At 73.6% G+C, this 21,696-nt stretch carries 17 protein-coding genes; 6 read left to right on the top strand and 11 right to left on the bottom strand.

Annotated elements, in window-relative coordinates; translation table 11 throughout:
* Positions 1-49 precede the first annotated feature (49 nt).
* Together D9C15_RS13470 and D9C15_RS13465 are read right to left on the bottom strand one after the other, a co-directional pair.
* Positions 50-4,600, bottom strand: a complete 4,551-nt coding sequence (locus D9C15_RS13470) for a PAS domain S-box protein (RefSeq protein WP_127998016.1) — start codon at positions 4,598-4,600, stop codon at positions 50-52.
* Between the two features lie 102 nt (positions 4,601-4,702).
* Entirely contained in the window at positions 4,703-5,374 is a 672-nt protein-coding gene (locus tag D9C15_RS13465) for a protein-L-isoaspartate(D-aspartate) O-methyltransferase (protein ID WP_240668405.1), read from the bottom strand.
* A 159-nt stretch (positions 5,375-5,533) separates the two neighbouring features.
* Here D9C15_RS13465 and D9C15_RS13460 point away from each other — a divergent pair, with 159 nt between their 5' ends.
* Positions 5,534-5,977 carry a YciI family protein gene (locus tag D9C15_RS13460; RefSeq protein WP_127998014.1) on the top strand — a complete coding sequence of 148 codons (444 nt, stop codon included), beginning with the start codon at positions 5,534-5,536 and terminating at the stop codon, positions 5,975-5,977.
* Here D9C15_RS13460 and D9C15_RS13455 read toward each other — a convergent pair.
* The 5 genes from D9C15_RS13455 to D9C15_RS13435 form a co-directional block, all read right to left on the bottom strand.
* Complete coding sequence (locus D9C15_RS13455; RefSeq protein WP_127998012.1) at positions 5,950-6,477, bottom strand: class IV adenylate cyclase; 528 nt, start codon at positions 6,475-6,477, stop codon at positions 5,950-5,952. The genes D9C15_RS13460 and D9C15_RS13455 overlap by 28 nt on opposite strands.
* A gap of 14 nt (positions 6,478-6,491) precedes the next feature.
* On the bottom strand, positions 6,492-6,953 hold the full coding sequence (locus D9C15_RS13450) for a VOC family protein (protein WP_127998010.1): 462 nt from the start codon (positions 6,951-6,953) through the stop codon (positions 6,492-6,494).
* Positions 6,954-7,117: 164 nt separating this feature from the next.
* Positions 7,118-9,793, bottom strand: a complete 2,676-nt coding sequence (locus D9C15_RS34570) for a GDSL-type esterase/lipase family protein (protein WP_164886720.1) — start codon at positions 9,791-9,793, stop codon at positions 7,118-7,120.
* Between the two features lie 156 nt (positions 9,794-9,949).
* Positions 9,950-10,780 carry an ABC transporter permease gene (locus tag D9C15_RS13440; protein WP_127998006.1) on the bottom strand — a complete coding sequence of 277 codons (831 nt, stop codon included), beginning with the start codon at positions 10,778-10,780 and terminating at the stop codon, positions 9,950-9,952.
* Complete coding sequence (locus tag D9C15_RS13435) at positions 10,777-11,739, bottom strand: ABC transporter permease (protein ID WP_127998804.1); 963 nt, start codon at positions 11,737-11,739, stop codon at positions 10,777-10,779. The genes D9C15_RS13440 and D9C15_RS13435 overlap by 4 nt, the downstream gene beginning before the upstream one ends.
* Positions 11,740-11,798: 59 nt before the next feature.
* On the opposite strand from D9C15_RS13435, the gene D9C15_RS13430 reads away from it, so the two are divergent.
* On the top strand, positions 11,799-13,256 hold the full coding sequence (locus tag D9C15_RS13430; protein ID WP_127998004.1) for an aldehyde dehydrogenase family protein: 1,458 nt from the start codon (positions 11,799-11,801) through the stop codon (positions 13,254-13,256).
* 126 nt (positions 13,257-13,382) lie between these two features.
* Here the strand turns inward: D9C15_RS13430 and D9C15_RS13425 are convergent, their stop codons facing one another.
* Positions 13,383-14,030 carry a nitroreductase family protein gene (locus D9C15_RS13425; protein ID WP_127998002.1) on the bottom strand — a complete coding sequence of 216 codons (648 nt, stop codon included), beginning with the start codon at positions 14,028-14,030 and terminating at the stop codon, positions 13,383-13,385.
* A 244-nt stretch (positions 14,031-14,274) separates the two neighbouring features.
* On the opposite strand from D9C15_RS13425, the gene D9C15_RS13420 reads away from it, so the two are divergent.
* The 4 genes from D9C15_RS13420 (at position 14,275) to D9C15_RS13405 (ending at position 17,804) form a co-directional block, all read left to right on the top strand.
* On the top strand, positions 14,275-15,807 hold the full coding sequence (locus D9C15_RS13420) for a sensor histidine kinase (protein ID WP_127998000.1): 1,533 nt from the start codon (positions 14,275-14,277) through the stop codon (positions 15,805-15,807).
* Complete coding sequence (locus tag D9C15_RS13415) at positions 15,804-16,442, top strand: response regulator transcription factor (RefSeq protein ID WP_127997998.1); 639 nt, start codon at positions 15,804-15,806, stop codon at positions 16,440-16,442. Before D9C15_RS13420 ends, D9C15_RS13415 begins: the two co-directional genes overlap by 4 nt.
* A gap of 130 nt (positions 16,443-16,572) precedes the next feature.
* A complete protein-coding gene (locus D9C15_RS13410) occupies positions 16,573-17,073 on the top strand; it encodes a GlcG/HbpS family heme-binding protein (protein WP_127997996.1) in 501 nt (166 codons plus the stop codon).
* A complete protein-coding gene (locus tag D9C15_RS13405; protein WP_127997994.1) occupies positions 17,070-17,804 on the top strand; it encodes an ankyrin repeat domain-containing protein in 735 nt (244 codons plus the stop codon). Before D9C15_RS13410 ends, D9C15_RS13405 begins: the two co-directional genes overlap by 4 nt.
* Before the next feature lie 118 nt (positions 17,805-17,922).
* On the opposite strand, the gene D9C15_RS13400 is transcribed toward D9C15_RS13405, so the two are convergent.
* The 3 genes from D9C15_RS13400 to D9C15_RS13390 all read right to left on the bottom strand — a co-directional run bounded on the left by D9C15_RS13400 (position 17,923) and on the right by D9C15_RS13390 (position 21,682).
* Entirely contained in the window at positions 17,923-18,933 is a 1,011-nt protein-coding gene (locus D9C15_RS13400) for a CapA family protein (protein ID WP_240668404.1), read from the bottom strand.
* Entirely contained in the window at positions 18,900-19,307 is a 408-nt protein-coding gene (locus D9C15_RS13395) for a hypothetical protein (RefSeq protein WP_205854795.1), read from the bottom strand. The genes D9C15_RS13400 and D9C15_RS13395 overlap by 34 nt, the downstream gene beginning before the upstream one ends.
* Positions 19,308-19,381: 74 nt before the next feature.
* Positions 19,382-21,682 carry a M6 family metalloprotease domain-containing protein gene (locus D9C15_RS13390; RefSeq protein ID WP_127997992.1) on the bottom strand — a complete coding sequence of 767 codons (2,301 nt, stop codon included), beginning with the start codon at positions 21,680-21,682 and terminating at the stop codon, positions 19,382-19,384.
* Positions 21,683-21,696: the final 14 nt, after the last annotated feature.

The raw sequence follows: 21,696 nt of genomic DNA, 5'->3' as shown, positions 1-21,696 counted from the left end.
CGCGAGCGTACGCCGGGGCGCGCCGCGCCGGTCTCCCTACCGGCGCTGTTCAGCGCGCCAGCTCGGCCTCCAGCCGGGCGACCAGGGTGCGCAGGGCGGCGTCGATCGCCGCGGCCTCGCCGGCCTCCACTGGCGCCGCGTCGGACGGCAGGCGCCGCTCGAGCGCCAGCAGCGTGTCGTGCAGCTGCGTCGCGCCGACCGCGGCGCAGGCCCCGCGCAGCGAGTGCACGCCGTGGCGGTCCAGCGCACCGCAGCCCTGGCGATAGGCCGCGGCGAAATGGGTCAGCACCCGGGCCAGCAACGCGGGCTGGCCGCCCACGCTGCGCATTGCCTGTCCGACGTCGAACCCGTCGAGCGCCGCGAGCCGGTCCTGCAGCGGGGCCGGCACCGGCACGGGCGCTGCCGGTTCGGGCGCCGCCGGCGCAGCGGCCGTGGCCGGTGCCGGCAGCCAGTGCAGCAAGGTGGCGTAGAGCTTCTCGGGGTCGACCGGCTTGGCCACATGGTCGTTCATGCCGGCCGCCAGGCAGGCCGCGCGGTCCTCGCCGAAGGCGTTGGCCGTCATCGCCACGACGGGCAGCGTGGCCAGGCCGGCGGCGCGCAGTCGCCGCGTGGCCTCGAGCCCGTCCAGCTCCGGCATCTGCATGTCCATCAGCACCAGGTCGATGCCCCCGGCGAGTGCCTTGTGCAGCGCCTCGGCGCCGTCCTGCGCGGTGTCCACGCGCAGGCCGGCGGCGCCCAGCAGCTCCACGGCCACCTCGCGGTTGATCGGGTTGTCCTCGGCGAGCAGCACGCGGGCACCGGCATGGCGCTCGCGCAGCAGCCTCTCCGAGCGGCCCGGCGCGAGCGGCTCGACCGCGGCGACGGCCGGCGCGCGCAGAAGGCTCAGCAGCGTGTCGTGCAGCGACGAGCTGCTGGCCGGCTTGAGCAGCACGGCGCCGAAGCCGGCGGCACGCGACTGCCGCCACATGCGGTCGTCGTCGTGCGCGCTGACCAGCAGCGCCGGCGGCAGCGCTTCGCCGTACAGCGTGCGCAGCCGCTCGAGCGTCTGCACGCCGTCCAGCGGGTGCATGCGCCAGTCGAGCACGACGAGGTCGTACGCCCGGCCGGCGGCCAGCTCGGCGGCGGCATGCGCCAGCGCGGCCTCCGGCGCGTCGAAGGCGTCGACCCGCAGCCCGAGCAGCTGCAGCCGGTCGGACAGTGCCTGCAGCGACTCCGCCAGGTCGTCGACGAGCAGGACGCGTCGCCCCGCCAGCAGCACCGGTGCGGCGGCAGTCTCGGGCACGCCGGGGTCCGCCTGCAGGCGCGCGGTGAACCAGAATCGACTGCCGACGCCGAGCTGGCTGTCCACGCCGACCTCGCCGCCCATCAGGTGCGCGATGTGGCGCGTCAGCGCCAGGCCCAGCCCGGTGCCGCCGTGGCGGCGGGTGGTCGAGCTGTCGGCCTGCTCGAAGGCGTCGAACAGCAGCGGCAGCGCCGCGGGTGCGATGCCCTCGCCGGTGTCGCTCACCTCGAAGCGCAGCCACAGCATGTCGCCGTCGCGGCGCAGCAGCTCGGCGCCCAGGCGCACCCAGCCCTGGGCGGTGAACTTGACGGCGTTGGACAGCAGGTTGATCAGCGCCTGCGCGAGCCGGGTCGGGTCGCCGCGCAGGCGGTCGGGCACATGGTCCGGGTCGACGATCAGCTCCAGCCCCTTCTCGCGCGCCCGCGCACCGACCAGCTCGAAGGCGCGTGCCAGCACCTCGTCGAGCGAGAAGTCGGTCTGCTCGAGCGCCATGCGTCCGGCCTCGATCTTGGACAGGTCGAGGATGTCGTTGATCACCTGCAGCAGGTGCTTGGCGGCGCCGTCCACCTTGGCCAGCCGGGTGCGCTGCAGCGCGTCGGTGGCGTCGCGCGCGAGCAGGTGGTTCAGGCCGATGATCGCGTTCATCGGCGTGCGGATCTCGTGGCTCATGTTGGCCAGGAAGGCGCTCTTGGCGCGTGTGGCGGCCTCGGCCTGGTCGGCGCGCCGCACCAGCTCCTGCTGCATGGCGGCGATCTGGCGCTCGCGCGCCTTGCGTTCGCTGTTGTCGACCATGGTCGCGCGGTTGCCCACGTGGCGGCCCTGCGCGTCGCGCACCATCGCCGCGCTGACCAGCACCGGCAGCACCGTGCCGTCCTTGCGCAGCACCTCGTACTCCAGGTCGCGCACGCTGCCGGTGCGCGCGAACTCGGCGAAGCGCATGCGGAACAGCGCCTGGCTCGCCGGGGTGAAGAAGCGCACGATCGGCTGGCCGACGAACTCCTCGCGCGTGTAGCCCAGCATCGCGAGCTCGGTGGCGTTGACGGCGAGGATGGTGCCGTCCGGCGCCACCGAGTGGTAGCCGCAGGGCGCGCTGTCGTACAGGTCGGCGATCGCGGCGGCGCGCTCCTCGAGGGTCGCGTTGGCTGCGGCCAGCTCGGCGGTGCGCTGCGCCACCTGCGCCTCCAGCACGTCCTGCTGCCGCTCCAGCGCTCGGCGGGCCTGCTGCTGCGGCGTGATGTCCAGCATCATCGCGACGAATTGCGCCCGGCCGGCCACCTCGACGCGGCAGGCGGAGAACGCGACGTCGACCGTCTCGCCGGAGCGGCGGCGCAGTGACGTCTCCACGCCGGCGATGCTCCCGGTGCGAAGCAGCTGCTCGTGCATCGCGGCGCGCCAGGCGAGGTCGGGCCAGAGGCCGAACTCGCTGCTGGCGCGGCCGACCACCTCGTCGCGCGGCCAGCCGGCGAGCGACTCGAACGCCGCGTTCACATCGCCGAAGCGGCCGGTCTCCAGGTCGCCCACCACCATCGCCACCGGGGCCCGGGCGAACACCGCCGCGAAGCGCTCGTGCGCCTCGCGCAGGTCGCGCAGCGCGCGCTGCTCGTCCGAGCTGTCCTCGCTGGCGATGATGACCCCGCCGACCGCGCCGGCCTCGTCGGTCCAGGGCTGCACCACCCAGCGCAGCCAGTGTTCGTTGCCGGCGGCGTCCCGCCAGGCGTCGTTCTCGTTGCGCACCGTCTCGCCGGCCAGCGCGCGCCGGTGTGCCGCCTTCCAGTGCTCGGGCTGGTCCGGCACCAGCGTGTAGTGGTTCAGGCCGCACAGGTCGGCATGGCCCTGGCCGAAGCGCTGGATCCACAGCTGGCTGGTGGCCAGGTAGTTCATGTCCCGGTCGAGCATCGCGATGCGCAGCGGCGCCTGCCGCACGAAGCTGGCGAGTTGGGCGCGCGAACGGCGCAAGGCCTCCTCGGCCTGGCGGCGTGCCGTCACGTCGCGGTGCACGCCGAGCAGGGCGACTGCTGCGCCGTCGGCGGTGACGATGCGCAATGCAGACGACTCGCCCCAGAACAGGCTGCCGTCGCGGCGGCGGTAGCGCAGTTCGTAGTGCTGCTCGCCGGCCGGTGCGTCGGGCACGAAGCGCCGGCCGGTGGCGGCGAAATCGGCCGGGTCGGCGTACAGGAACTCGGTGGTGCGGCCGAACACCTCCTCGGCGGAGTAGCCGAACAGCCGCGTGAAGGCCGGGTTGACGAAGGTGATGCGGCGCTCCAGGTCGGCCGTCACCAGCGCCTCCGGCAACTGCTCGAACAGCGTGCGCAGCGTGGCCTCGCTGCGCTGCAGGGCCAGGCCGGCCTGCTGGCGCGCCAGCGCAGCATGGTCGAGCGCGGCGCGCGCTGCATCGACCTCGGCGATGCCGGCCCGCGTGGACCGGGCTCCGGGCCCCGCCAGGGCCGCCACCGCGCCTGCGATGCGGCGCGCGCCCAGGCGCCCGGCGACCTGCCCGGCCAGCGTCGCGGCGGCGATCGCGGCCAGCAGCGCCGCGCCGGCCTCGGCGAGCGGCCCGAGCTGGCTGCGCTGGTCGATGTCGACCACCAGCTGCCAGGGGGCATGGGCCAGCGGCACGGCGACGCGGTTGGCGTCGTCCGCCGCGGCCTGGGCCGTGGCGCCCCGTCCGAGGGCGCCGGCGATCGGCCGTCCGGTGCTGTCCAGCAGCGCCACCGACCACCCGACCGGGCGGCCCGCCGCGACCAGGGGGGCCTCGAACCGGGCTGCCTCGATCGAGGTGAGCAGCGCGCGCTCGGCACGACCGGCGCGCAGCACCGGCACCGCGAGCGCGACCAGCGTGCGCTTGACGACCGGGCCGGTGAACAGGTCGCCCACCGCCGGCCGGCCGGTGTCCAGCGCGAGCGGCACCGCCGCCCGCCCGGCCGGCCGCGGCAGCGGCGGCAGCGCGGTGCCGAAGGCCACGCCGGTGTGCAGCAGCATGCGGCCGCGGTCGTCGCCGATCAGCACCTCGCTGCCGAAGTGCTGCCGGAACACCTGCGCGCGGCGGTGGAAGTCGCCCAGGCGCTGTTCGTCGAGCAGCGGCGAGGCGGCCAGCAACGCGAGCGCCGCGCTGCGGTCGGCCAGCATGTCGTCCACCCCGCTGGCGATCTGCCGGGCCAGCTGCTGCGCGCGCTGCGCGTCGTCGCTGCGCTGGTGCCACACGCTCGCGCCGGCCAGCAGCACCGCGAGCAGCAGCAGTGGCAGGTTCGACAGCCAGATCAGGCGCCGCAGGAAACGCGAAAGCGTCGGCGGGCTGGCGGCGGTCGGACGGTCTGGCATGGGCACGGTGAGGGATCGCGGCGCGCGGCAGCATGCCCTTGCCGCCCACCCCGAAAGTTGCTGCCCGTCAAGCCGGCCCCGCGACCTCGCGGGCCCGCGACGTCAAGGCGTAAAGCCCTGCGCTCCCAGCAGCGGGACGAAACGCACGTCGCACAGCGGTTCGGCCCGTTCGCGGCCATCCGCCCCGCGCGACCAGCGCAACAACTCCTGGTGGCCGTGGCGGTCCCCCACCGGCATGACGATCACGCCGCCGGGCGCGAGCTGGGCCTTCAGGGCGGCGGGGATCTCCGGCCCGGCGGCCGTCACCGCGATCGCGTCGTAGGGCGCGGCCGCCGGCCAGCCCAGGCTGCCGTCGGCGCAGTGCACGTGCACGTTGGCGATGCCGAGCCCGGCCAGGTGCTCGCGCGCCTGCGCGGCCAGCGATTCGATGCGCTCGACGCTGTGCACCTCGGCCGCGATCTGCCCCAGCACCGCGGCGGCGTAACCGCAGCCCGTGCCGATCTCGAGCACGCGCTCGCCGCCGCGCAGCCCCAGCCCGGCGGTGGTCAGGGCGACGATGTAGGGCTGCGAGATGGTCTGCCCGGCACCGATGGGCAGCGGGTGGTCCTCGTACGCGAAGGCCCGCTCGACGGTGGGCACGAAGGCCTCGCGCGGCACGGCGCGCAGCGCGGCCAGCACGCGCGCGTCGGCGATGCCGCGCGCCTCGATCTGATGCACGACCATGCGCTCGCGTTCGGCCGCGAAGCCGTCGTCGGCGTTGTCGGGGCGGGTCATCGGCGCATCGTAGTCCTGGCCGGGCGGCGCGCGCGCGGCGCCGGATCAATCCGGGACCGCGCCGGCGTGTCGAGTTCGGCCCGGCCGCTTCGTCGTGGTGTCAGAGTAGCCTCCTGGCGCCATGCCGGCGCCGGGGCCGGACTCGAAGGAGCAGACACGATGCGTGTGATGGTGATGGTGAAGGCGACGGCCGATTCCGAGGCCGGCCGCATGCCCGGCACGGAGCTGCTGGCGGCGATGGGCGCGTTCAACGAGGAGCTGGTCAAGGCCGGCGTGATGCTGGCCGGCGAGGGCTTGCACCCGAGCGTGCGCGGCAAGCGCGTGCGCTTCAGCGGAGCGCAGCGCAGCGTGGTCGACGGCCCGTTCGCCGAGACCAAGGAGCTGGTGGCCGGCTTCTGGCTCTGGAACGTCAGGTCCATGGACGAGGCGGTCGAATGGGTCCGGCGCTGCCCGAACCCGATGGAGGGCGATTCCGAGATCGAGATCCGTCCGGTCTTCGAGGCCGAGGACTTCGGCGCCGAGTTCACCCCCGAACTGCGTGCGCAGGAAGACCGGCTGCGCGAGCAGGTCGAGGCTCAGGCGCGCGCGAGCAAGTCGACATAGGCGCCGCTCAGCAGCGCCTCGGCGGGGATGCCGAGCGAGCGCAGCAGCGCCTGCGCCTCGGCGTGGCCGCCCGCCTCGTCATCGCCCTCGGCCAGCACCACCTCGAGCTCGAGGAAGTCGCCCAGGCCCTCGACCCGGTCGAGGTGGATGCGGGTGCGGCCGGCCAGCAGCAGCCAGCGCCGCTTGCGCACCCGGCCGGCCGGGCCGAGTGCCCGCGCCAGCGCCTCGCGCAGCGTGGCCGGCGAGGCGGTGGGCGAGCGCACGTAGGTCGAGGTCTTGGGGCCGCTCGCGTCGGCGCGCTCGTACTGGATCAGCTCGCCGCTGCCGTCGCCGAAGTCGCGCAGCTTCAGCCGGCCGTGCGGGCAGGCGAAGAAGCTGTCGTCCTGCACGATCAGCACCGGCTCGGCGCCGCCGGCCAGTGCGCGGGCGCGCGGCAGCAGCGCGTCGATGCTCTCGATGCGCGCCTTGATCTCGATGTTGCGGGCGGCGATGGGTGTCATCGCCGCGATGCTACTCAGCAGGGCGCCGCGCTGGCCGCCGCCTGCAGGATCTGCTCGGGCGTCAGGTCGCGCAGGTGCGTCGCGAGCGACCAGCGGTGGCCGAACGGATCCTCGACGATGCCGTAGCGGTCGCCCCAGAACTGGTCGGCCGCCGGCATCACGACGGTCGCGCCGGCCGCCACGGCCTTCGCCATGGCCGCGTCCACGTCCGGCACGAAGCGGTGCAGCGTGACCGGGCTGCCCTTGAGCTGCTTGGGCCCGAGCGCGCCGTACTCGGGCATCTCGTCGACCAGCATCACCACCGCCTCGCCGATGCGCACCGAGGCGTGCATCAGGCGGCCGTCCGGCGCGGGCAGGCGCATCATCTCCACGGCACCGAAGGCACGCTGGTAGAAGCCGATCGCGTCGGCCGCGCCGGCACAGACGAGGTGGGGCAGGATGCCGGTCATGCCGGCGGGGATCGCTGGGGTGCTCATGGCGGGGTTCTCCTTCGGGGTGGGACGCGGTGTCACGCGGCCGTGGAACAGGTACGGGCTGAGTCTGGGCACGTCGGGGCTCTCCTGGCGCCGTTCGTGGCGGCACCACCCGTACGACGAACGGGCCGCGCGGCGATCGACAGGTCGTGCGGCCATGGGCACGGTCATGGCTTGCGATACGACGGTCCATCCGGCTTCCCCTGCATGTCCAGCCAGCCCTTCCAAGCGGGTCGGGTCAAAGGGCTCACCAGGTCGCCGGAATCGAAGCGCCCGTCGCAGGCATCGCCGAAGCCATCCCGATCGGCATCCTCCTGGCCGGGGTTGGCCTTGGCGGAGCAGTTGTCGCATATGTCCGGGAAGCCGTCGCGATCACTGTCAACGACTTCGGGGTCGTCAACGCGCGCCACTGCGACGAGAGCATTCCCCACACCCGTGACCCCGGCCCCCAGCGCTTGGACGCCAACATACGTTCCCACAGTCAGCCCCGTCGGCAGGATCGCGATGGCGTCGAGCTGGCCGTAGACGTCGGCTGTGGCAGTGCCGAACGCAGTGGGCTCGCCGCCGGAAAGGAGCGTGAACTGCACGACTTCGTCTGCAGCGAATCCGGCGCCTTGCAACCGCACGGATTGCCCAGGAAGCACCACCCCGCCCATCCTTTCGCAGCCGGCGGGTGCGTTGGCGAGCGAAACGCGAAGTTCGCCGAGCGTCGGCAGAGGCCCGACAACTGCGGCAGCCGTTGCCGGCGACCTCGCGGTCATCGAGTCGGAGTCCAGCGGACCCGCGAGGCGCAGTTGACGCGCGCCGGAAGAGGCCACTGCCGCCACGGCGTCAAGGTATTCGTTGACCGCGTAGGCATACGCCAACTGACCGCGGGTGGTCGGATGCACGCTCGCCTTCGGGTTCCACGTCGGGTTCGCCAGTACGATGCCGTTGACCCACGGTTCAAGTGGGCCGCAGATCTCATGCCCGGCGAACCGATCGGACACCGAGACGAAATGCAGCCCAGCGGCACGCGCTGACTGTTCGATGAGGAAGTTCAGTCTGGCATTGATGCCGCGCAAGAACACCTGTTCGGCCGCCGACAACTGGAGCACGGTTTCGCCTGGATGAGGTAGGCGCGCGGCAGGGCATTCGTTTCCGCTGAGCAGTATCGGGTAGCCGAGCACGACAATCGTGCTGTTCGGGGCGGCAGCGCGAAGCCGCTGATGGACCGTCGACACCTGCTGACCCGCGTATTCCACCAGCAGCGGTGCGACGTCGAGCAGGGTCAGCTCGGAATGTGGTTGAAAGGGCTGGTGGCTGCGGCAGTCAGCGATCAGCACGCAGTAGATGAACACCTTGATGAAATGGGCGTCGTTGCCGCCGATGCTGATAGTGATCAGGTCCCGGCGATCGTCGATCACATTCCCGGCTGCCATTTGGGGCGGCTCGCCGTTCTGGCCTGTGCCGTCGGCGCGAATGCTGTCGGTCGTGGCGCCAGAGCACGCCAGGAAGTCGAACTGCGCATCGGGTCGCCTGGACAACGGCACGTTGGAGCCCGGCAGGCGCACGTAGTTGGCGTACGCCGATTCCGACCGATGGCATCCTTCCCACCACCAGTCATTCGGGTTGAGATAGGGAGGAAGCCCCTCTCCGGACGAGTAGGAGTCACCGAGAGCTGCGTACGAGATGCGCGTTCCGCTGAGGGTGAGCGCGGCGTCATAGGTGCCCGCTTCCCCAGCCTGCGCGCTCGATACCACCACGGTGTAGGTTCCGTCGATCGGTGCCGAGCGATTCATGGTCGCCATCGAGGCGCCCGGTGCGCCTGCGGACGCGATCAGGGAGCCTGCCGGGCTGTAGAGCTCCACTCGGGGAAACGGGAGGGCTTGCGCCCCGCTGCCGGTAACGGTCAGGCGGATGGCTTCCCCAGCCAAGGCCGATACCTTGTACGAGTCCAGGTCTCCTCGAATCAGGGTGGCGGTCCGAAAGCCGCCGGGAATCAGACGGCCCCACTCGCTCGCACCGTTCGCACGGACATGATGGATCGAATAGGTACCCCGGTTGGGCGACGCCAACTGAGCCGAGGACACGACGACTGTGAACGTTCCTGCGGAATCGGGGTTGTAGGCGAGCGACGCGACAGAACGACCCGCCGCACCATCCGTGGCGACGAGCGCACCCGACGGTCCGTAAACATGGATCCGTGGAAAGGCCAGCGGCGCAGAGCCACTGCCGGCGGCAGAAAGGCGGATCGTGTCGCCGCCACTGGCCACGACTGTGAAGGAGTCCAGGTCGCCTAGTCCCAAGGTCCGCTGACGGGACGACCCGCTGTTGATGGGCCCGAGTTCGCTACCTATCGCGCCAGCGATCACCGCATGAATCCGGAACCCGCCCATCCCCCCGGCTTGGGCGCTCGAAACCACGGCGCGATAACTGCCTTCAGAAGTGGTCACGTGCGTCAATGAGGCCACCGGCGTGCCGGCGCTGCCCGCCGCAGTGACGACGCTGCCGTTGGGGTCGAACAACTGAATGCGCGGAAACGGCAACGCAACGGTGCCTTCGCCACCGGCCGCCAAGCGAATGGTTTGGCCGGTCTTTGCGGTGAGGGCGAAGGAGACACTGGGCGTGGAAGCGGAGATCGTCCCCGCAGCCGATGTGCCGGTGGACAGGGATGCTTCCGCTTGCGCTTCGAGCGCCGGCGGACTGACTGGCTCCGAATTGCCTGGAGGACTCGATTGGGCAATCGTGGCGTCCGTCGTTCCGACCGACGGGGGGGATTCCGCGCCGCCGCATCCCGCGATCACCAGACCCATTGAGAGGGCAATGCAGTGGAGAACCCCTTTCGATGCGGTGGCAGTCATGAGGACCTTCCCTCGGTACATGTTTGATGGATTCGAACAAGTGGACGCCGAAGCGGTCAGGCCTTCGTCCACGGCCCTGCCCTGCCGGTGAATCATCCATATCCATCGCCCGCCGCGCGAGACCCAAAGTTGAAGTCCGCCGGCATGGCGCCCGCATCAGCGCCGTGCGAGCCTGGGGTCGAGCAGGTCGCGCAGGCCGTCGCCCAGCAGGTTCAGCCCGAGCACGCTGAGCACGATCGCCAGGCCGGGCCAGACGGCCAGCAGCGGCGCCTGGAACATCATGCTCTGGCCCTCGTTGAGCATGCGGCCCCAGCTCGGCATGGGCGGCTGGGTGCCCAGGCCGAGGTAGGACAGCGCCGCCTCGGCCAGGATGGCGATCGCGAAGCGCAGCGTGGCCTGCACGATCAGCAGCGCGGCGATGTTGGGCAGCACGTGCTGCGCGCTGATGCGCCAGGCGCCCTTGCCCAGCGCCTGCGCGGCCAGCACGTACTCGCGCGCCCACACGGTGTTGGCGGCAGCGCGCGTGAGCCGCGCGAACTCGGGGATGTTGTACAGGCCGATCGCGATCACCGCGGTCGCGAGACCGGGGCCGTGGATCGCGCTGAGCATGATGGCCGTCAGCAGCGCCGGGAAGGCGAGGCCGAAGTCGGCCAGCCGCATCACCAGCTCCTCGACCCAGCCGCGCCGCGCCGCCGCCAGCAGGCCGAGCGCCACGCCCACGGCCATGCCCAGGCCCACCGCGATCAGCCCGGCGGCGATCGAGGCGCGCGCGCCCACGATCAGCAGCGAGGCGATGTCGCGCCCCAGGCTGTCGGTGCCGAGCCAGTGCGTGGCCGAGGGCGGGCGCAGCTTGGCGGCCACGTCGATCTCGGCGGCCGGGTGCGGCGTCCAGACGAAGGACAGCAGCGCCAGGCCGACCAGCAGCGCCACCAGCAGCGCCCCGGCGACGAAGCTGCCGTGCCGCAGCGCGCGCTGCGCGAACCTCATGTCGCGGCCCTCCGCAGGCGCGGATCGATCGCGCCGTACAGCAGGTCCACCACCAGGTTGATGCCGATCACCGCGGCCACCAGCAGCATCACCAGCGCCTGCACCAGCGGCAGGTCGCGGTTGCCGATCGCCTGGAACACCAGCCGGCCCAGGCCGGGCAGCGCGAACACGTTCTCGATCACGACGGTGCCGGTCACGAGGTTGGCGAACTGCAGCCCCATCACCGTGACGATCGGCACCAGCGCGTTGCGCAGCACGTGGCGCCACAGCACGGCGCGCGGCGCGAGGCCCTTGGCGCGCGCGGTGCGCACGAAGTCCTCGCGCAGCACCTCCAGCACCGCCGAGCGCGTGAAGCGCGCCAGGATCGCCGCCTGCACCGCGGCCAGCGCGAGCGCCGGCAGCAGCAGCGCCTGCAGACCGTCCCACAGGCCGCCACCCTCGTCCTCGGTCCAGCCGGGAAAGCCGCCGGCCGGGAACCAGCCGAGCGTGACCGAGAACAGCAGCACCAGCAGGATGCCGAACCAGAAGCCCGGCACCGCCAGGCCGAGCTGGCTGGCCGCCATCACGACGAGGTCGCCCGGGCGGCCGTGGTGCGCCGCGGCGTAGACGCCGGCCGCCAGCGCGACCAGCGTGGTCAGCACCATGGCCAGCAGCGCCAGCGGCAGCGTGACGGCCAGGCGCTCGGCGATCAGCTCGCCGATCGGTGCGTCGTACGAGGCGCTGGTGCCGAGCTCGCCGGTCACGAAGCCGAGCGCCCAGCGCGCATAGCGTTCGGGGGCAGGCCGGTCCAGCCCCATCTTCTGCTCGAGCGCACGCACCGCCTCGGGCGTGGCGCTTTCGCCCAGCATCACCTGCGCGGCGTTGCCGGGCAGCAGGTCGAGCAGCGCGAACACCACCGCCGAGGCCAGCAGCAGCGTGGCGGCGAAGAGGCCCAGGCGATGGAGCAGGAAGCGCGCGATGGTGGTGTCCGGCCGTTGATCAGCACTTCTATGATGGCCCAACGTCGCGGAGAACCACCATGGCCGAGACCCTGCCCTTCGACACCACCGAGCTGTTCGTCGCCGGCCGCTGGCGCGCGGCCGAGGGCGGTGCCACGCTGCCGCTGGCCAACCCCTCGGACGGCAGCGAGCTGGCCCGCATCGCGCGCGGCCGCGCGGCCGACGTCGACGCCGCGGTGGCCGCCGCGCAGGCCGCGCGCGCGGGCGACTGGGGCCGCCTCACGGCCGCCGAACGCGGCCGGCTGCTCGGCGCGCTCGGCCGCCTGGTGATCGAACACGCCGACCTGCTGGCCCGGCTCGAGGCGCTGGACGTCGGCAAGCCGCTGCGCCAGGGCCGTGCCGACGCGCTGGCGCTGGCGCGCTACCTCGAGTTCTACGGCGGCGCGGCCGACAAGCTGCACGGCCAGACCATCCCCTATCTCGCCGGCTACAGCGCACTGACGCTGCGCGAGCCGCACGGCGTGACCGGGCACATCGTGCCCTGGAACTACCCGATGCAGATCATCGGCCGCAGCGTGGGCGCGGCGCTGGCGATGGGCAACGCCTGCGTGCTCAAGCCGGCCGAGGAGGCCTGCCTGAGCGCACTGGCCTTTGCCCGCCTCGCGCAGCAGGCCGGCCTGCCCGACGGCGCGCTGAACCTCGTCACCGGCCTGGGCGAGGAGGCCGGCGCCGCGCTCGCCGCGCACCCGGGCGTGCAGCACCTCTCGTTCACCGGCTCGGTGGCCACCGGGCGGCTGGTGCAGGCCGCGGCAGCGCGCAACACGATTCCCGTCACGCTCGAGCTGGGCGGCAAGAGCCCGCAGATCGTGTTCGCCGATGCCGACCTGGACGCGGCGTTGCCGCATCTGATCAACGGCGGCATCCAGAACGCCGGGCAGACCTGTTCGGCGGCCTCGCGCCTGCTGGTCGAGCAGCCGGTCTACGACGCGCTGCGCGAGCGCCTGGCCGAGCGCTACCGCGCGCTGCGTGTCGGCCCGGCGCTGGCCGACCTCGACCTCGGCCCGCTGATCTCGGCGCGCCAGCACGCCATCGTGTCGCGCTACCTCGAGATGGCGCGAGGTGCGGGGCTGCGCATCGTGGCGCAGGGCCGCGTCGTCGAGGAGGCGCCGGCCGGCGGCTGGTACGTGCCGCCGACGCTGGTGGAAGGCGCTGGGCCCGCGCATGCGCTGTCGCAGGAGGAGGTGTTCGGGCCGCTGCAGGTGCTGATCCCGTTCGACGGCGAGGCCGAGGCCCTGCGCATCGCCAACGGCACGCCCTTCGGCCTGGTGGCCGGCGTGTGGACGCGCGACGGCGACCGCCAGTGGCGCATGGCGCGCGGCCTGCGCTGCGGCCAGGTGTTCGTCAACAACTACGGCGCCGGCGGCGGCATCGAGCTGCCCTTCGGCGGCGTGGGCCAGTCCGGCCACGGGCGCGAGAAGGGCTTCGAGGCGCTGTACGGCTTCTCGACGCTCAAGACGGTGGCGTTCCGGCACGGGTGAGCCGGCGCGCGGCGCGGTGGGGGCGGAGGTCGTGCATCGACCCACTGCAGAAACTGAGCGTTCATCGCCAGCGACGCCCGGCCGCCGCCTTCGGACTTCGCTACGCCGCGCTCCAGGGCGTGACGCTCAGACCTTCGTGCGGCCCACGGTCTGCGCCAGCAGGAGTTGTTGGTCGTTGCCCAGTCCCATGGCCCTGGCCAGCGCATCACGGTCGAACCAGGCGCGCACCACCGTCGCCAACCCGGCCGAGGCGCAGAACAGGTAGACGTTCTGCGCCATGGCGCCCGCCGCCGCGCAGGCGTACGCGGTGCGCTGCGCCGCCGGCACCCTGCCCATGCGTCCATGATCGCCGACGTAGACGAGGTCCAGCGCCGCGTCGTCGACGAAGTCCTGGTAGCCGGTGACACGCCGCACGTCGCTGGTCTCGGCGAGTTGCAGCTCGTGCGCCTCCGGCTCGTAGCGGTACAGGCCTTGCGGCATCGCGGCGTAGAGCAGCACTTCCTGCGCGTTCATCGCGCTCGGCGCGGTGCGCCCACCCAGCGCCGGGCGGTTGATGCCCGCAGCGGCCCACAGCAGGTCGGACAAGGTCTGCTCGTCCAGCGCCGTGGGCGCGAACTCGCGCAAGGACTGGCGGCGCGCCAGCGCCTCCATCAGCGGCAGCCCGCCTTCGCGGTGCGGCGGCGGCAAGGCGAGCGTCTTCTTCGCGTCGCCCACCGGCGGCCGCGGCGGGTTGTGGCCCATCAGGCCCAGGGCCAGCTTGGTCAGCGTGTTCATCGTCGTGACCTCCGGTCGATCGGGTGCAGCCTAGGCGCAATGCGCCGCAGCGGCTTGAGGGGCCTCAATCCCATCCTCATCAGTCCGGTGGCGTTCCGGCACGGGTGAGGCGGGGCGCGGCGCGGTGAGGGCGAAGGCTCCGTGCATCGACCCTGAAGCGACACGCGTGGATCCGATGGAGGGCGTCCGGACTCGTGCGATGCCCCTTTGCCGATGTGCAAGCGGCGACTGACAGAATCGGCACATGCAGCTCCGCTGGCGACACACCGCCCCGTGGATCCTGGGCTGGGCCGTGCTGGCGCTGGCCGGCGGCGCCGCGCTCGTGCGCTGGGACATCGCGCAGCGGCGCGACGCCTTCGCCACCGACGCACGCATCGTGCACCGCCTGCTGAGCCAGCGCGCCGTCGAGATCGACGCGACGCTGGCAACGCTGTCGCTGCTCGACACGACGGCCGGCGCCGCCGACGCGGCCCAGCGCCTGCCCGCGCTGCACCCGACGGTGCTGCGGGTGCTGCGGCGCGCCGGCGACGCCGCCTGGCCCGAGGCCGGCCTCGAGGCTGCGCTTCGCGGCGCCGAGCCGATGTCGCGCCGGGAGCGCCGCGCCATGCTCGCCGCCATCGACGCGGCCCGCGGCCACTACGTGCTGGTGCTCGCCGGTGCGGCCGGCCTGTCGCACGCGCTGGTCGTCGACGCCGCGCGGCTGGTCGACGCCGATACCTGGCCGCTGGCGCGCGACGGCCCGGTGCGGGTCGAGCTGCGCCATGGCGCGGCGGTGCTCGTGCTGCAACCCGGCGCCGACCGCACCGAGCGGCCGCTCGGGCTGACGCCCGGCTTCGTCGCGGCCAAGACGCTCGACGCGCCGGGCCAGCCGTTCGAGCTGCACCTGCAGCGCGCGACCGGCCCGGCGCAGTGGCCGTGGGCCGCGCTGGTCGCCTGGGTGCTGATCAGCGCCACGCTGGTCGGCGCGGCCGCGGCAGTGCAGCGCCAGCGCACGGCCCGCCGGCGCGCGGAAGACCTGCTGCGGCTGGGCCAGGTGGCGCGGCTGAACACGCTCGGCGAGATGGCCGCCGGCCTGGCGCACGAGCTCAACCAGCCGCTGGCCGCCGTGCTGGCCAACGCGCAGGCGGCGCGGCGGCGGCTCGCCGGCGCGTCGCTGGCGTCGCCGCGCGACACCGCAGACCCCGGCGACGACGACGACGACCTCGCGCAGGCGCGCGAGGCGATCGAGCAGGTCGTTGCGCAGGCCCGGCGTGCCAGCGACGTCGTGCAGCGCCTGCGCCGCAGCGTCGAAGCGCGCGGCGCGCCGGCGGCGCTGCAGCCGGTGGCGCTCGACGCCACCGTGCGCGACGCGCTGCACCTGCTCGACCCGCGGCTGCGCCGCGACCGCATCGAGCTCACCCGGGCCCTGGACGCCGTGACGGTGACGGCCGACCCGGTGGCGCTCGAGCAGATCGTGCACAACCTGCTGCTCAACGCGCTGCAGGCGCTCGAGGACACACCCGCGGCGCGGCGCCGGCTCGAGGTGCGCACCGCGATGGCGGGCGCCGGCGGCGCGCTGACCGTGGCCGACCGCGGCCCTGGCATCCCGCCCGAGCTGCTGCCGCGGCTGTTCCAGCCCTTCGCGACGGCGCGCCAGGGCGGGCTCGGGCTGGGCTTGAGCCTGAGCGAGACGCTGGCCGCGGGCATGGGCGGCAGCCTCGCCGGCGGCAACCGCGACGGCGGCGGCGCCGAGTTCCGCCTCGTGCTGCCGCTCGCGGCGGCGAGGGGCACGGCATGAACGCCGCGCAGCAGTCGCCGCTGGTGCACCTGGTGGACGACGATGCCGGCGTGCGCGATGCACTGGCGCGGCTGATCGCCAGCGTGGGCCTGCGCGTGCAGCCCTGGGACGACCCGCAGGCGTTCCTCGACCGCTTCGACCGTGCCGCGATCGGAGCCGTCGTGCTCGACGTGCGCATGCCGGGGCTGAGCGGACTGACGGTGCTCGACCGCCTGCGTGCCGAGGGCGCCGACCAGCCGGTGGTGATGCTCACCGGCCACGGCACGGTCGAGCTGTGCCGGCGCGCGTTCAAGGGCGGCGCGGCCGAGTTCCTCGAGAAGCCGGTCGACGACGACCTGCTGCTCGACACGCTGCAGCAGGCGATCCGCAGCCATGTGCGCTCGCGCGAGCGCCGCCAGGCCGACGCCGGCGCGCGCGAGCGCTATGCGCAGCTGTCGCCGCGCGAGCGCGAGGTGCTGTTGCTGATCGTCGCGGGGCTGACGAACAAGGAGATCGGCCGTGCGCTGTCCCTGTCGCCGCGCACCGTCGAGGCGCATCGCGCCAACCTGTTCGTCAAGCTGCAGGCCGAGTCGCTGGCGGCGCTGATCCGCAGGTACGCGGCACTCGTCGAGGCCGACGCCGAAGGCACGGGCTAGCGCCACCGCGTAGTTCTACGCAGTGGCGCGCGTAGCCGGCCGGATGGGCGCGCGACGGCGCGCTGCCTACAGTGCCGGCACGGTCGCGCCGCGGCCGCCCGATACCCCAAGACGAAGCCGGAGACCCCCGATGAAGACCCCCGCCCGCCTGATCACCGCGACGCTCCTGACGGCCGCCGTCGCCACCGGCGCCGCGCACGCCCAGGCCGTGCGCACCGAGAAGAACATGTCGCTCGAACTGGCGACGCGGCTGGCCGCCGCCAGCGTCGCCGCGTGCCAGGCCAACGGCCACGCCGTGACCGCCACCGTGGTCGACCGCGCCGGCAACGTGCGCGTCGTGCAGCGCGCCGACAACGCCGGCCCGCACACGCTGGGCGCCAGCTTGCAGAAGGCATTCACGTCGGCCTCGGCGCGCAACACGACGCTGGCCATGATGGACGCCTCGCAGAAGAACCCCGCCGCGGCCAACCTCGTGCACATCCCCGGCTACCTGCTGCTCGGCGGCGGCGTGCCGGTGCGCGCGGGCAACGAGGTGATCGGCGCGATCGGCGTCGGTGGCGCACCGGGAGGCCACCTCGACGAGCAGTGCGCCGTCGCCGCGCTCGAGCAGGCGAAGGACCTGCTGCAATGAGCGCGACCGGTGCGGCGCGGCCCGCGTGCGCCGGGCGCCGGCGCGCGCTCGGGGCCGTCGGCCTCGCCCTCGCCGCCGGCCTGTTCGCCGCGGCCCCGGCGTCGGCGCAGGTGCCGCCCGGCGCGGCCGAGGTGCAGGCCTACCGCGGGCTGCACGCCGCGGCCTGGCGCGGCGACGCCGCCGCGGTGCGTGCGCTGCTGGCCGGCGGCGCCGACCCGAACGGGCGCGACGGGCGCGGCCGCACGCCGCTGCACGTGGCGGCACACGCGCGCCGGCTCGACGCCCTCCGTGCGCTGGTGCGCGGCGGGGCCGACCTCGGCGCGTTCGACGCCGACCGCTACGACGCGGTGACGATCGCCGCGGTGGCCGACGACGAGGCGACGCTGGCGCTGCTGCTCGAGCTCGGCGCGAGTGCCAGGCTGGTGACCAGCCGCTACGACGGCACGGCGCTGATCGCCGCGGCGCACCTGGGCCACGACGGCGTCGTGCGCCAGCTCATTGCCGCCGGCGCGCCGCTGGACCATGTCAACAACCTGCACTGGACCGCGGTGATCGAGGCCGTCGTGCTCGGCGACGGCGGCCCGCGCCACCAGGCCACGCTCAAGGCGCTGCTCGACGCCGGTGCCGATCCGAAGCTGGCCGACCGCAGCGGCAGCACGCCGCTGCAACTCGCGCGGTCGCGCGGCTACACGGCGATGGTGCGCCTGCTCGAGGCTGCCGGCGCGCGCTGAGCGCGGCGGCACGTCCGACTCCGGACAGGAGTCGACGAGTCTCGGCGTCCAGGCAGCACGGCTGCCCTTCGCCGAGGAGCGCTGCCGGCCGAACCGCAGCGTCCGGTCGACCCGCCCCTCAGCGCCCGTTGCCCGGGCAGTCCGTGAAGCCCGCCGCCCCGCGCCGCCAGCACGGCGTGGCCAACTGGGGCGCCGGGTGCGGCGTGCCGGCCGCGTCCTGCCGCACCGCGTGGGTCTGCACCTGCACCACGCCACGCCGATCGACCTCGAGGCGCAGCAGCCAGCCGGTGGTGGTTTCCGGGGTCGTGAAGCTGTCGAACACGAAGTTGCCCAGGCTCCAGACGATCGGCCGGCCGCGCCAGGTGTCGGCGCCCTGCGTCACGTGCGGGTGCGCGCCGACCACCGCGTCGGCGCCGGCATCGATCATCAGCCGCGCGAGTGCGCGCTGACGGTCGCTCGGCTGCGTCTCGCGCTCCCAGCCCCAGTGCATGAACGGGATCACCACGTGCGCGCCGGCCGCGCGCGCGGCGCGGATGTCGGCGAGGACGTGGCTGTCCTCGCTCCAGGCGATGCCCGGCCAGGTGGCCCCGGCCTCGAAGCGGCGCGGCTTGAACTCGTTGTAGCCGAGCACGGCGATGCGCACGCCGCGGCGCTCGATCCAGAGCGGCTCATGCGCCTGCGCCAGGTCGGCGCCGCCGCCGAAGGGCTGGATGCCGGCGTCGCGCAGGTGCGCGAGCGTCTCGAGGAAGGCCGCCTGGCCGTAGTCGCCCGAGTGGTTGTTGGCCACCGAGAGCGCCTCGAAGCGGCCGGCCAGCACGCGCAGCGCGGCCGGGTCGGCGCGGAAGGTGTAGATCTTGTTCTCGAGCGGCGTGCCGCCGCGGGCGACCGGGCATTCGAGGTTGCCGATGCGCAGGTCGGCACCGCGCAGCAGCGTGTCGACGCCCGCCAGCGGGTCGGCGCCGGCGGCGATGCTGCGGCCCGGGCCGTCGTCGAGCATGATGTCGCCCACGAACACCAGGCTCACCGGCTCGGCGGCCCGGGCCGGCAGTGCCAGCGCCAGCGCCAGCACGGCGGCCGGCAGCAGCACGCGCCGCCTCACCGCGCCGGCCCGGCGCGACGCAGCGCGCACCAGTACTCGAGCTCGCCGTCGCGCATCGGCTCGTAGACCCGCTGCAGCCCGGTGAAGCCGTGCCGCCCCTGGGCCTTCACGGGGTAGGCGAACTCGGCCACGTGCAGCGGCACCGGCCCGCCCTCGGCGTCGGCATAGATGTAGATCTTCAGCGTCGCGGCGCCGCCGGGCGGCCGCTCGAACACCGGCCGGAACAGGAAGTACGAGCCGATCGCCGTGGCTTGCACGCCATACGGCGAGGCCACCGGCGCGGCGCGCAGCGTCTGCGTCTGGCCGCCGTAGGTGACTGCGCAGACGAGCTGCTCGCCGGCGGCCCAGGCCGGGGCCGGCATGGCCGCGCCGAGCAGGAAGGGCAGGATCCGGAACCAGGGCATCGAAGACGGCCAACGCGCCCGCGTCGGGCGCTCCGCATTGTCGCCGCCTTCCGCCGCGGCCCTGCCGCGCCGGCTCAGGCCGGCTGCAGCGTCAGCGCCCAGCGCACCAGCTTGCCGACGTCCTGGCCGGCCAGGTCGGCCACGCGCAGCGTCCACGTCCCGCCGAGTGCCTGACCGGCCAGTGCGGCCAGCCCGGGAACGCTCGCGGCGGTGTAGCTGGCCACCAGGTTGTCGGCGTTGCCGCCGGCGCGGTCGTGCAGCGGCACCTCGGTGCCGGCCGGCGACACCAGCGCGACGCGCAGGTCGCCGATGTAGGGATGGTTGATGTCGATCTCCACGGACACGCCACCCAGCGTGCCGGCGCCGGCGGCCTGCAGCGTGCGGGTGATGCCGGCCGGGGCGTCGTCCGGGATCGGCGTGCCGGGGCTCTCCTCCAGGTGCTGCGGGCCGCTGTCCACGGCGGCCTGCGGCACGATGCGCAGGGCCCAGCGCACCAGCCGGCCGCGGTCGGCCGGCGCAACGTCCTGCACGCGCAGCTGCCAGCGGCCGCGCGCCTCGGCGCCGCGCAGCGCGGCCAGCGCGCCCAGGCGGGTGGCGTCCAGCGTCAGCTTCAGGCCGCCGGCCACGTTGCCCGCGGCGCGGTCGTGCAGCACGATGGCCGCGCCCGCCGGCGGCTGCAGGCTGATCACCAGGTCGGCCGGCCAGGTGTGGGTGATCTCGAGGTCGACCTCCACCGCGGCGATGACGAGGCTGCGATCGACCGTCAGCACCGAGCCGATGCCGGCCGGCCGGTTGTCCGGGATCGAACGGTTCGGCGTGGCCTCCAGGAACAGCGCCGCCGGCGGCGGCGCCACGTCGCCGAGCAGGCAGCGGAACTGCATCTGCGCACCCGCCGCCGAGATCGAGTCGATGGCCAGCTGCGAGGCGCTGCCGTCCCACCAGCGGCTCGAGGGCGTGGTGGTGTCGGCGAAGCGGGCGCCGGGCCCGACGAACAGGTCGCCCGCGTCGCCGTAGCTCGAGGCGCCGCGTTCGAGCTGGAACAGCCCGTCGGCCTGTTCGAGCGAGCATTCGTAGTGGCGCGTCGGGCTCATCTGCTCGTGGTTGTTGCTGCCGCTCTCGTCGACGTGCCAGATCGCCAGGCCTTCGCCGGGCAGCGCCGCATCGCGCCCGCTGCGCCGGCGCGGCTCGACCAGGAAGTACTCGCGCCCGTCGCGCGACAGCATCGCGAACTCGTTGGCGCCGGCTTGCAGCGTGTAGCTGCGGCCGTGTTCGAGCGGCTCCACGCGCGCGGCCCAGCCCGACAGCCGCTTCAGGTAGGCGCCGATCTGCGGCGGGTTGCGCGGGTCGATGTTGGCGCCGGCGCACATCAGGCAGTAGGCCCCCACGCCGCCGGACTCGCCGCCGTAGTCGTACAGGTCGGGGTAGTCGCACAGCATGTGGCCGTTCTCGTGGCAGAAGGTGCCCAGGGTCAGCGCGTCGCCCATCGCCGTGACCTGGTAGTCCATCGCGCGCCGGCCGGTGCCCAGCGGCACCGGCGTGCCCATGTGGAAGGCGTGCGGCCACAGGCCCTTGGACCAGTTGTTCATCACGCCGCCGGCGTAGTACACGTTCATCGCGTAGACGTAGTTCTCGGCGTCGGCGGTCAGCGTGGAGAAGTCGAAGCCCTGCGCCTTGAAGTGCGCCAGCGCCTCGTTGATCAGCTCGCGGGCGCGGATCGGCTGCTCGATGGCCTCGTCGGTGTAGTAGCTCTTGTTGCGCGCGGCGCGGAAGTACGGCGTGACGAGGTTGGTGTAGCGGCAGCGGCCCAGCGAGTTGTCGAGGAAGTAGTCGTGCACCGAGCCGCGGTTGCCGAAGCCGGCGTAGCCGGCCTGGTTGCAGAAGCGCTCGACCTCCTCGCGGGCGATGGTGCCGGGCGCGTCGGGGAAGTCGATCAGCAGGCACAGGCCGACGTACTGGCCCACGGTGCCGCGCTGCGGCGGCGCGCGCATCACGGCGCCGCGCGCGGCCAGCGTGCGCATCGCCTGCTCGAGCTGCTGGCGCTCGCGCCGGCGTGTCTCGCAGCGCCGTCCGCCCAGCACCAGCGCGGCCTCGCGCGCCTGCGCGCGGGTGCGCTCGGGGCGCAGGCGCAGCCCGCGCGGCACGCCGGCCGCCGAGGCCGCGGCGGCGCTGCGCACGCCCGGCAGCGCCTCCAGGTTCATGCCGTCGGGCGAGGCCTGCGCCACCTCCCACCAGCCGGTGGCGGGGTTGCGCGCCACGGTCCAGCCCTCGGGCGTCTCGAAGCGCGCGTGCTGCTGGTCGCCCCAGCCGATCACCTCGAGCGTGCTGCCGTCGGGCTGGGTGAAGGTGAAGCGCTGGCCGAAGAAGGGACTGCACATGGTGGTCTCCGCTG

Origin of the sequence: Piscinibacter defluvii, assembly GCF_004011805.1 — a bacterium.
Taxonomy (GTDB): Bacteria; Pseudomonadota; Gammaproteobacteria; order Burkholderiales; family Burkholderiaceae_C; genus Piscinibacter; species Piscinibacter defluvii.
This window is presented reverse-complemented; position numbering and strand designations above follow the sequence as displayed.